This window comes from Kribbella amoyensis (genome assembly GCF_007828865.1).
GTDB lineage: Bacteria > Actinomycetota > Actinomycetes > Propionibacteriales > Kribbellaceae > Kribbella > Kribbella amoyensis.
Genome location: NZ_VIVK01000007.1, coordinates 1 through 10,025, shown reverse-complemented (window position 1 = coordinate 10,025; position 10,025 = coordinate 1). Strand labels below are relative to the sequence as shown.

General features: G+C 72.0%; 11 protein-coding genes. 2 read left to right on the top strand and 9 right to left on the bottom strand.

Annotated features, from left to right (window positions below):
• The 3 genes from FB561_RS37620 to FB561_RS39095 all read right to left on the bottom strand — a co-directional run.
• Nucleotides 1-986: hypothetical protein (locus FB561_RS37620; RefSeq protein WP_170284975.1), on the bottom strand; the 986-nt coding region annotated here is incomplete at its 3' end.
• A complete protein-coding gene (locus FB561_RS37615) occupies nt 983-2,572 on the bottom strand; it encodes a sensor histidine kinase (protein ID WP_170284974.1) in 1,590 nt (529 codons plus the stop codon). The genes FB561_RS37620 and FB561_RS37615, both read right to left, overlap by 4 nt.
• Nucleotides 2,572-2,706: a hypothetical protein gene (locus tag FB561_RS39095; protein ID WP_272952602.1), complete on the bottom strand. Its 135-nt coding sequence runs from the start codon at nt 2,704-2,706 to the stop codon at nt 2,572-2,574. Before FB561_RS39095 ends, FB561_RS37615 begins: the two co-directional genes overlap by 1 nt.
• 100 nt (nt 2,707-2,806) lie before the next feature.
• On the opposite strand from FB561_RS39095, the gene FB561_RS37610 reads away from it, so the two are divergent.
• A complete protein-coding gene (locus tag FB561_RS37610; protein WP_170284973.1) occupies nt 2,807-4,279 on the top strand; it encodes a TRAP transporter substrate-binding protein in 1,473 nt (490 codons plus the stop codon).
• Between the two features lie 36 nt (nt 4,280-4,315).
• Here the strand turns inward: FB561_RS37610 and FB561_RS37605 are convergent, their stop codons facing one another.
• The 3 genes from FB561_RS37605 to FB561_RS37595 all read right to left on the bottom strand — a co-directional run bounded on the left by FB561_RS37605 (nt 4,316) and on the right by FB561_RS37595 (nt 7,069).
• Nucleotides 4,316-5,743 carry a sulfatase-like hydrolase/transferase gene (locus tag FB561_RS37605; RefSeq protein WP_145814887.1) on the bottom strand — a complete coding sequence of 476 codons (1,428 nt, stop codon included), beginning with the start codon at nt 5,741-5,743 and terminating at the stop codon, nt 4,316-4,318.
• Nucleotides 5,744-5,801: 58 nt separating this feature from the next.
• On the bottom strand, nt 5,802-6,224 hold the full coding sequence (locus FB561_RS37600) for a PRC-barrel domain-containing protein (protein ID WP_145814886.1): 423 nt from the start codon (nt 6,222-6,224) through the stop codon (nt 5,802-5,804).
• A gap of 191 nt (nt 6,225-6,415) precedes the next feature.
• Nucleotides 6,416-7,069, bottom strand: a complete 654-nt coding sequence (locus tag FB561_RS37595) for a response regulator (RefSeq protein ID WP_145814885.1) — start codon at nt 7,067-7,069, stop codon at nt 6,416-6,418.
• Between the two features lie 65 nt (nt 7,070-7,134).
• Here FB561_RS37595 and FB561_RS37590 point away from each other — a divergent pair, with 65 nt between their 5' ends.
• Nucleotides 7,135-7,572, top strand: a complete 438-nt coding sequence (locus tag FB561_RS37590; protein ID WP_202881047.1) for a pyridoxamine 5'-phosphate oxidase family protein — start codon at nt 7,135-7,137, stop codon at nt 7,570-7,572.
• Nucleotides 7,573-7,582: 10 nt separating this feature from the next.
• Here FB561_RS37590 and FB561_RS37585 read toward each other — a convergent pair whose 3' ends face one another.
• The 3 genes from FB561_RS37585 to FB561_RS38145 form a co-directional block, all read right to left on the bottom strand.
• Nucleotides 7,583-8,143, bottom strand: a complete 561-nt coding sequence (locus FB561_RS37585; RefSeq protein WP_145814884.1) for a flavodoxin family protein — start codon at nt 8,141-8,143, stop codon at nt 7,583-7,585.
• Between the two features lie 2 nt (nt 8,144-8,145).
• The gene (locus tag FB561_RS37580) at nt 8,146-9,810 is read right to left on the bottom strand and encodes a SulP family inorganic anion transporter (protein WP_145814883.1); all 1,665 of its coding nucleotides are present in this window, start codon (nt 9,808-9,810) and stop codon (nt 8,146-8,148) included.
• Nucleotide 9,811: 1 nt separating this feature from the next.
• Nucleotides 9,812-10,025: hypothetical protein (locus tag FB561_RS38145; protein ID WP_202881046.1), on the bottom strand; the 214-nt coding region annotated here is incomplete at its 5' end.

The following is a 10,025-nucleotide window of genomic DNA, read 5'->3' as shown; positions in this document are numbered from 1 at the left end:
CTCCACGGCCGACCGGACGCGTCCACGTACCGCTGCGCGTGCGGGAGCCAGTACCGGACCTCGAGGTCGGCGTCGCCGAGGGCGGCGGCCAACGCGCTCTGGAAGCCGCCGAGGGGTGGCGTGGCCCCGAGTTCGCCGGCCAGCCGGGCGACTGCGAGGCGCCGGTGCCGGCGGCGGAGGACGATCCAGCTCAACGTGCCGCCGACCACCGTGAGCGCGGCCGCGCGGACCAGGAACAGGCCGAGGAACATCGGTACCGCCGGGTCCTCCACCGGCCGCACCACCAACGCCACCGCGTACGTCGCCTCGGCGGCGCCGGCAGCCGCGATCCCGGCCGAGACCGGCCAGAACGCGGACCAGCCCTTGGTCCCGGCGGGCCGGGTCAGGGTGATCACCACGATCGCGCCGCCGAACACGACCGTCGCGGCGACCCAGAGCTGGTCGAGTCCGCCGGCGATGACGGGATCGGCGTGCAGCACGAACACGTTGTCGGTGCAGTTCGTCCAGCACCGTGGGTCGAGGAAGGGATCGCGGACCGCCGCCTGGCCGAGGCTGATCACCGCGGTGACGAGATAGGCGGTGCCGGCCAGTTGGCGATGCCGGCCGGGCGTGCCGTCCACGAACCCGACGGCGAGGTGGACGAGCGCGGGCAGCAGGAACGGCGCGACCACCATGCCGAGGCTGCGCACGACAGCCGGACCGTCCGGGCGGCCGATCCAGATCGGTGCGAGCCAGGCCACCCCGGCCAGCAGCAACGGGAACGCGACCGGGTCGTCCTGCGGCGAGGTCCGGATCAGGACCCCGGCCAGGATCAGCGCGACCCCAGGGACGAGGGCGGCCACGGCCGCGACGGGAGAGACGGCGGCGTAACTGGTCACGGTGTCGCCGCGCTCGGTGAGAGCGATCGCCGTCAGCACGACGTACGCCGCCAACGCCGCGAGCCCCGTACCCCGGAGCAGTCGCGCGAGCGTGGCGTCGCCGATCACGGCTCCTCCCCCACGGTCGTGCCGGTCGGGATGGTCAGGGTGAGGCGGGTCCCGGTGGCCGGCCGGGAATCGACCGTGAGCCGTCCGCCGAAGGCCGCGAGCCGATCGGCGATGCCGGTCAGGCCGGTACCGCTCGGGTTCGCGCCGCCGGTGCCGTTGTCGGCGATCACCATCACCAGCTGACCGTCCTGCCGGCTCACGTCCACCGACGCGCTCGACGCCTCGGCGTGCTTGGCGACGTTCGCGAGCGCCTCCGTACACGCGAAGTACGCGGCGACCTCCACCTCGGTGGGGAACCTCGCGTCCGTCACGGTGAGCCGGACCGGGACCGCGCTCGCCTCGGCGACGGCGACGAGGGCGGGCCGGAGTCCGTCCGCCAGTTCGCGGGGATGCAGGCCGCGGGCGAGTTCGTGGAGCTCGGCGAGGGTCCGGTCCAGGTGGTCGATCGCCCTGGCGACATGCTCGTCGGGCGGATCCTGGAACGCGGTCCGCAACCTCGCGAGCACGGTCTGCAGGTGGTGTTCGGCGCCGTGCTCCAGCCGTTGGACCAGGCGAGCGCGTTCCTCGTCGGCGGCGACCACGAGGCGGCGCCGGGACGCGGTCAGCTCGTCGACCTGGCCGCGGACCTCGGCCTGCAGCGCGACGTTCGACGCGGTGAGCCGGGTCGCGGTACCGATCGCCTCCACCAGCGCCGGATCCGCGAGGACGGCCGGGTCGTGGACCAGCACGGCGAGCGGGTGCCCGTCGGACGCGATCGCGGTCGCCGTCCGGGTCGGACCAGGCCGGCGGACGACGGATCCACGGTCGTCCAGGTAGGTGTGCGCGTCGTCGGACCAGTACCCGAGCCGCAGACTCGGATCGCCGAGGACCCGGGCGAGCGTGTCCCGCAGCGTGCCCGAGGTGGTCTCCCCCAGCTCCACCACCAGGTCGGTCACCGCGGGCGAACCCGTCCGGCCGAGGTCGAGCGTCAACGCGACCGCGATCCCGCAGAGCACGGCCTCGTAGGTCAGCAGGATCGGGAGCACCGTCGCACCTTCGGCCGGGGTCATCCGCAACACCGCGGCCGTCACGAGCACCGCGGCCAGGACGACCGTGGCCTGGAGCGCCCGGGTCCGTCGGCGCCGGGTACGGCCCACGGACCCGACGCGCTCGTGGACCACGACCGCCACGAGGGCAACCGCGAGCACGATGGTGAGCACGTTGTTCCGCCAGAGCGACGGCACGATCGCGACCAGGTACCCGATCCCGACGGCCACTCGTCCGGGGCGGGTGCGCGGCCGTGATCCCGGGTACGCGACGAGCAGGTGGACCAGCGGCCCGCGATGCCAGCCGAGGCCGCCGGGGACGACACCGCCGAGGAACCAGGTGACTCCGACGGCCACGGAAAGTGCGGCCGTACCGCGGTTCGCGTTCCACACCCGAAGGCCGCACGCGATCCAGACCAGGCCGACGACGAGATCGGGGAGCCAGAACTGCGGCTCGTCCCACGAGTACACGGCCCACTCCGAGAGCACGCCGAGCACCAGCGCCGAGCCCAGCCCCACCGCCAGGCCGAGGATCGGGGCGGTGGGACCGGGCCGGTACATCAGGGATCCCGGAAGACCAGTGCGCGCAGGGAGTCGCCGGTGAGCTCGACGACGTCGAACCCGTCCGCCTGCGGCAGCGACCGCGCTGCCGACCGGAAGGCCGCGTGGTCCACGACCAGCAAAGTGGGTCCCACCTCTTCATCCTCGCACCGCACCAGCCTGCGCACACTGCGGCGGCCACACCCGCCGGACGGGCTTATGGTCGAAGAAGTGACCTGCGGGAGGGGGGAGGTCATGACGGCGATCCTGCGGCGCCTGCTCGCCGCCGCAGTTCTGGCGAGCCTGTTGACCGGCTGCCTGCGGGGGACCACGAGCGGCGACAAGGCCGGCGGTCACGGTGCTCCGATCGTGCTCCGGCTGGCCGGTGCCGACCCGAGTCTCGAGGACGAACCGGCCGTCGCGTACTTCGCCCAGCGGGTAGGACAACGGTCCGGGCATCGGCTCAAGGTCGAGATCGTCAACGGCTGGGGCGGTTCCCGGCCGAGCGCGGAGCAACGCGTCGTCCGCGCGGTCGCCGGCGGGAAGGCCGATCTGGGCTGGGTCGGCACCCGCGTCTTCGACACCCTGGGCGTCCGGAGCCTGCAGGCGTTGACGGCCCCGATGCTCGTCGACAGCTACCCGGTGCAGCGCGCGGTGATCGAGAGTGAACTGCCGGAGCAGTTGCTCAGCCCGCTCGACACGTTGAAGGTCACCGGCCTCGCCGTCCTGGCCGACGGCCTGCAGAAACCCGTCGGGACCAGGCAGCCGCTGCTCGATCCGGGCGACTGGGCCGGCATCGGCTTCCAGTCCGCCCGGTCCGAACTGCACGCCACCTCGATCCTCGCCCTCGGCGCCACCCCGGTCGAACTCTGCTGCGAGGCCCTGGACCAGGCGCTGGTGGCCGGCACGGCGAGCGGGCTCGCACAGAATCTCCGGACGTACCAGGACAAGGGCATGGAGAACCTGGCCCGGTACGTCACCGTCAACGTGAACCTGTGGCCGCAGACGCTCGCCCTGATCGCCGGCTCGGAACGGTTCGCCCAGCTGACCGGCCGGCAGCGCTCCTGGATCCGGGCCGCCGCGGCCGACGCGGTCCAGCGGTCGCTCGATCTCGCCGACAACGACGCGCAGTACGTGCACGACCTCTGCGGGTCGGTCGCGTTCTTCGCGACCGCGTCCCAGCCCCAGCTCGCCGACCTGCGCCGCGCGTTCGTCGGGGTGTACCGCGAGCTCGAGCGGGATCCGTTGACCAAGGCAACCATCGGGCGGATCCGGCAGCTCAAGGACGCCGCCACACCGGCCGAGGACGTCGACATCCCGCCGGCCTGTACCCGGGCCCGCGCCGAGGATCCGCCGGCCGCGAGACCGGCGACCGCGCTGACCGGGGTGTACCGCTGGACGCTGACCGAGGACGACGCGCTCGCCCTCGGGACCAGCCTCGACCGCGACCCCGGCAAGCTCGCCTCGATGCCGTGGATCTTCACGATGACGCTCGGCCCACAGACCTGGACCCTGCACCGGAACGCACGGATCGAGAAGGGCAGCGGCAGCTACCTCGTCGAGGGCCACCGGATCACGTTCTTCTGGCCGCGCCCGGCCGGGATCAGCGTGCTCACCTTCACCGTGTCCGAGAACGCCGACGGCGACCTGACCCTCGAACCCGAGCTGCCGATGAACCCGCACGACCAGTTCCTCTGGTCCACCCATCCGTGGACCAAGGTCGGCTGACCCTTCTCCGCCGTGGCAGGAGGTTCGGCCGGTCGGTCACTCGGTCTCCACTCGTCGCTTCGCGGTCCACACATAGCGGTCCGCGTCCGCCTGGTCCGTCCACACCGGACTCCGCTGGCCGAGACCGGTGACCGGTCGCGCGCCCCCGTCGTACTCCCCGACGGCGTGCGCCGCGAACCAGTCCGCCAGTTGCCCGCGCAACGCGGCCCGCCGATCGGCCGAGGCGGGGTCGTTGCTCAGGTCAACCAGTTCGCCGGGATCCGCGACCAGGTCGTACAGCTCCTCGGGACCGTCGTGCCGCCACACGTACTTCTCCGTCGCGGTCCGGATCATCCGTGTCCCGCCGTACTCGTCGAACACCAGCACCGGCTCGGCGGGCACGTCTTCCGTCCCGAGGATCCGGGGCGCGAACGAGGTCCCCGCCGCCAGCGGGTCGGGCGGCAACGGTGCATCCGCGAGCTCGACCAAGGTGGGGTGGATCGACACCGCGCTGATCGGTGTCCGGACCACACCGGGCGCGACGTGGCCCGGCCGGTTGACCACGAACGGCACCCGGATCGACGGGTCCCACACGTTCAGCGGCCAGGTCCCGTTGCCCTTGCCCCAATAGCCGTGATGCCCGCAGCTGAACCCGTCGTCGGACGTGAAGATCACGTACGTGTCGTCCCGGACCCCGGCGGCCTCGAGCGCGGCGAGGACGCGAGCGACGCCGCGATCCACCCCGCTCAGCGCCGAGCAGTACCCACGGAGCGCCGGCCGCGGATCGACCTGCGCACGGTCGAACTCGGCGCTCACGTGGTCGAACCAGGGGTGCCGCTGTTCCCGCGGCACACTCGGGAACTCGCAGTCGCGATAGAGGTCGAGCAGGTCCGCGGGATGGTTCTCCGAGGACCAGGGCGTGTGCGGGGCCGTGTAGTTCACCTGGAGGTAGAAGGGCCGGTCGCCGGTCGCGAGCTCGCCCACCATCGCGACCGCGTGATCGCTGATCGCGTCCGTGACGTACCCGGGTTCGCTCCGCTCGGTCCCACCGTCGATCACCGGCGCCCCGTAGTACGGTCCGCCGCCGTCCCGGTGACTGAACCAGTGGGAGAACCCGGGCGGCGCCGACCGGGCGTCCCCGAGATGCCACTTGCCGGAGTGGGCGCAGACGTAACCGTTGGCGGCCAGTACTTCCGGAGTGGTCGTCAGCCCTTGCAGATAAGAGATTCCCGTCGTGTCGATGCCGTCGTTGTCGCCGCGCAGCCAGTCGTGCACGCCATGCGCGGACGGCATCCGGCCGGTGAGTACCGATGCTCTGGCCGGCGAACAGACCGGGGACGCGCAGAAGAAGTTCTCGAACACCAGGCCGCCGGCAGCGAGCGCGTCGAGCGTCGGCGTCCGCAGCTCCGGCGTCGCTGCCCCGGTGGCCCAGGCTCCCTGGTCGTCCGTCATCACGACGACGAAGTTCGGCGCGTTGATGTTCATGAGCGCAAGCGAACTTACAGCAGTGAGCACCAACGCGCCAGGGATCCTCGCCCGAGGGTCAGCGGAAGGGGTAGTTCGGGGAGCGGTAGCCCGCGGACCAGAACGGCGACATGCCGTAGTAGCCGTACAGCTCGTCGTAGTACTGCGGCGGCTGGGCCTCCTTCAGGTCCGGGTCGTAGCCGGGCGCCTCGGCGATCTCGTCCCGGGTGCGGCCGACCACCACCTTCTCCTCGGTGACGTCGACGATCGCGTCGACCGGGATCAGCCGGTGTTCCTTGCCGAGGCCGAGCAAGCCGCCGGAGGCGACCTCGACCAGCCGGACCCGGCGTTCCTCGGCGTCGACGAACAGCGAACTCACCTTGCCGATCTCCTCACCACCGGAATCGGTCACGGTGACCCCGCGGACGTCGTCCTCGCTCCGGGCCAGCACCAGGTCGGTGTCGTCGAGTCGGACCAGGCCGACCGGCTCCACTGCGTTCATCGCGATCTCCTCTCGTCCGCGAACCGGTAACCGCGACGGCCGGACAGGAAACGGGGGCGCCGCCGGGGGTGGGTCCTCGGTCCCGAACCGGGGAGGCCATCGGACTCTGTTTCGCCCTTCCGGCCGCTGGTTCGATCGAGGAGTCGGAGAGCGGAGGATGGGCCTCGATGGACAGCGCGGGACGGAGTGGATCAGCGCGGGCGGCGCTTGGCCCGCTCGATCGCGTACACGGCCGCCTCGGTCCGGCGCTCCATGTCCAGTTTGCGCAGCAGCCCGGAGACGTAGTTCTTCACCGTCTTCTCGGCCAGGAACATCGACTGGGCGATCTGCCGGTTGGTCTTGCCGGCCGCGATCTCGTCGAGGATCCGCCGCTCCTGCTCGGTCAGCGACTGGTACCGCGGGTCGGCGTCCTCCTCGGCCGGATGGCGCAGCCGCTCCAGCACCGCCGTCGTCATCGCCGGATCCAGCAGCGACTCCCCCGCCGCCAACCGCCGCACCGCGCCGACCAGATCCGTCCCGCTCACCTGTTTCAGCAGGTACCCCGCGGCGCCGGCCATGATCGCGGTGAACAACGCCTCGTCGTCGGAGAACGAGGTCAGCATCAGGCAGGCCGGCGGCCGGTCCATCGAGGACCGGATCTCCCGGCAGACCGAGATCCCGTCACCGTCGGGCAGCCGCACGTCGAGCACCGCGACGTCGGGCTGCAACGCCGGGATCCGGGCGACCGCGTGGGCCGCTGTCCCGGCCTCGCCCACCACTTCCAGATCGGGCTCGGCCTCCAGCAACTGGCGCAGCCCGAGCCGCACCACCTCGTGGTCGTCGAGCAGGAACACCTTGACGGTCATCTCGTCCCCCTCCGTGCACCCCGGCCTGTCTTCAGCGTAGGCCGCCCGAGCTCCGGGAGCGCCTGATGGACACCGTTCGCACCTTCGACCCGGCCGGACTGGAGATCCTCGACCCGCCGGAATGCCTGCGGCTGCTGATGACGGTGCCGGTCGGTCGGCTGGTGTTCTCCAAGGGCGGGCTGCCCGCTGTCCGAGTGGTCAACTTCCTGCTCGACGGCGACACGATCGTGATCGCCACCGGTCCGGGCGACAAGTACCGGGCCGCGGTCCGTGGTGACGTGGTGGGGTTCGAGGTGGACGAGCTCGACGCCGACCGGCATCTCGGCTGGACCGTGACCGTGATCGGTCACCTGTCCGTCGTCCCGGCCGATGAGGCGGCAGTACTCGATCGCTCGCTGCCGCTGCGGTCCTGGGCGCCGCAACTGGACCACCACCTGATCCGCCTCGGCGCCGAGTCCGTCACCGGCCGACGCCTCGTCCCCTGGGGCCAACGCCCCCGCTGACCGCCTTGATCTAGTGGCCGCGGCGGTGGTGGTGGGTGGCGCCGGCGGGGCGGGAACCTTGGGCGATCACCAGTTGCTCGCCCCACTTGCGGGCCCGGTCGACCTCGCCCTCGTCGAGCGGGCCGGTCATGTCGCCGACGTAGAAGCTGGCCGGCGCGGCGATCACCTCGTACTCCTGGTGCCGCAACCGGCGGGCGGCGGCGCGGGCCGCCGAGCCCGGCAGCCGGCGGACCTTGTTCACCCGGGTATCGAAGGTGGCGGCGACCGTCTCGGTCCGGCGCGGACCGAGCATCTCCAGCCACTCCCGGACCCCGGTGGTGGCCGGCATCACCATCGGGCCCTGGGCGGCGGCCTGGTCCCGCGTCGACGGCCGGCTCATCCCGAACGCGTGCGTCGGTCCGCCGACGACGAGCAGCCGGACGTCGCCGGGCAGCGTCCGCGGCGTCTGCCCGACGGCGAGGACCTCGGTCTCGAACGCGGGCCGCAGTCCTTCGCCGATGGCGGCCGCGATCCGCTGGGTGTTGCCGAACATGGACTCGTAGACGACGAGTGCGCGTGCGGTCCCGGACATGGTCAGCTCCTGTTCTCCGTCGGGGACGGGTGGTTCTGCTGGTGGAACGCCTGGACGGCGGTGGGCAAGGTGTAGAAGACGCGGTCGGGGCCGAGCCGGTCGAGGAACCCGGCCGCCGCGAGGTCGTCGCGCAGGTCGTGCTTGACCCGGGCGAGTGCGAGCACGATGCCGCGGTCGGCCAGCTCCCGCCGGACCGCGTCGAGCGCGTCGACCGCCGTACTGTCGATGCCGACGTTGGCCTCCGCGTTCAGCAGCAGCCAGCGCACCGGCGTCGGGGCGGCGTCGACCGCGGCCATCGCCCGCCGGCGGAAGTCCTCGGCATTGGCGAAGAACAACGGTGAGTCGTACCGGTAGACGACCAGCCCGGGAACCGTCTGGGCGTCCGGGTAGTCGTCGAGGTCGTGCATGCCGGGGACGCCGGGCGCGAGGCCGAGGATGCCGTCGTGCGGCCGGGCGACGCGCCGCAGGACGTCGAGTACGGAAAGGCCGACGGCCAGCAGGACCCCGGACAGGACGTCGAGGACGACAACCCCGGCCGTGGTCGCCAGCGCGAGCACCGCCTCGGTCCGCCGGAACGCCGCGATCCGCCGGAACTCGGCGACCTCGATCAGCCGCAGGGCGGCGAACACGACCAACGCACCCAGCGCCGCGACGGGGAACGTGGCCAGCAACGGACCAGCGAACAACAGAGTCGCGATCACGCAACCGAGCGCCACCAGCGAGTACACCTGGCTCTTCGCTCCGGACACCTCGGCGACAGCGGTCCGGCTACCGCTGCTGCTGATCGGGAAACCGCGCAGCAGTCCTGTGAAGACGTTGGCGACTCCGAGCGCGAGCAGTTCACGGTCGGCGTCGATCCGTTCGCGCCGATGCGTCGCGAACGCCCGCCCGGTCAGGACGGTGTCCGTGTACCCGACCAGCGCGACGCCCACCGCGGGAAGGACGAGCAGCCGCAGATCGTCCAGCCGCAACGACGGCAACTCGGGGACCGGCAGCCCGGACGGCACCTCACCGACGACCGCGATACCGTGACCGACGGCCGCGGCCACAACCGAGCTCAGCAGGATCACCACCAGTGGTCCGGGGACACGGGGCCACCACTTCGCCACGACCAGCAGCAGGACGAGCGTTCCGACGGAGAGGACCACGGTCGCCGGATCCCAGCTGCCGATCTGCCGCAAGGCTGAGACGATCTCGCTCAGCGGGGTGTCGCCGCTCACCGTCGTCTTGGTCACCCGGCCGAGCTGGCTGGTCATCATGATCACCGCGATCCCGGCCAGGTAACCGACCAGGACCGGCTTGGACAACAGGTCCGCCAGGAACCCGAGCCGGGCCAGCCAGCCGACCAGGCAGACGAGCCCGACCAGGATCGCCAGCAACGCGGCGAGCGTCGCGTACCGGGCGGGGTCACCGGCGGCGAGCGGGCCGATCGCCACCGCGGTCATCAACGCGGTGGTGGATTCGGGGCCGAGCGACAACAGCCGCGACGTGCCGAGGAAGAAGTAGATGGCGAGCGGGGCGAGGATCGCCCAGAGTCCGGTGACCGCGGGCAGCCCGGCGAGCTGGGCGTACGCCATCGACTGCGGAACGAGATAGGCCGCCACGGTGGCTCCGGCGAGCAGGTCCGCAGGGAGCGCCCTGCGCCGGTAGCCCCGCGGCACGGCCATGTCAATGCGTCGGCACGCTCGTACCGGCGGGAGTGGAACGCCGTCGGCGGGGCCGCGGCTTCGGTTCCGCGGCGGCGACCAGGTGATGCGGCACGATCGCGACCGGACAGGTCATCGCGGCGATCGAGCGGAGCGCGACCGGGTCCGCGGGCACCGGACCGGTGTGCGCACCGACCACCACCAGGCCGACCTCCTGGCTCTCGTGCACGAGCGCG

Bases quoted from the DNA above. Each gene is read 5' to 3' on its own strand.
- FB561_RS37580 (WP_145814883.1), bottom strand. From the start codon at position 9,810: ATGGCCGTGCCGCGGGGCTACCGGCGCAGGGCGCTCCCTGCGGACCTG.
- FB561_RS37600 (WP_145814886.1), bottom strand. From the start codon at position 6,224: ATGAACGCAGTGGAGCCGGTCGGCCTGGTCCGACTCGACGACACCGAC.
- FB561_RS37610 (WP_170284973.1), top strand. From the start codon at position 2,807: ATGACGGCGATCCTGCGGCGCCTGCTCGCCGCCGCAGTTCTGGCGAGC.
- FB561_RS37595 (WP_145814885.1), bottom strand. From the start codon at position 7,069: ATGACCGTCAAGGTGTTCCTGCTCGACGACCACGAGGTGGTGCGGCTC.
- FB561_RS37585 (WP_145814884.1), bottom strand. From the start codon at position 8,143: ATGTCCGGGACCGCACGCGCACTCGTCGTCTACGAGTCCATGTTCGGC.
- FB561_RS37615 (WP_170284974.1), bottom strand. From the start codon at position 2,572: ATGTACCGGCCCGGTCCCACCGCCCCGATCCTCGGCCTGGCGGTGGGG.
- FB561_RS37590 (WP_202881047.1), top strand. From the start codon at position 7,135: ATGGACACCGTTCGCACCTTCGACCCGGCCGGACTGGAGATCCTCGAC.
- FB561_RS37605 (WP_145814887.1), bottom strand. From the start codon at position 5,743: ATGAACATCAACGCGCCGAACTTCGTCGTCGTGATGACGGACGACCAG.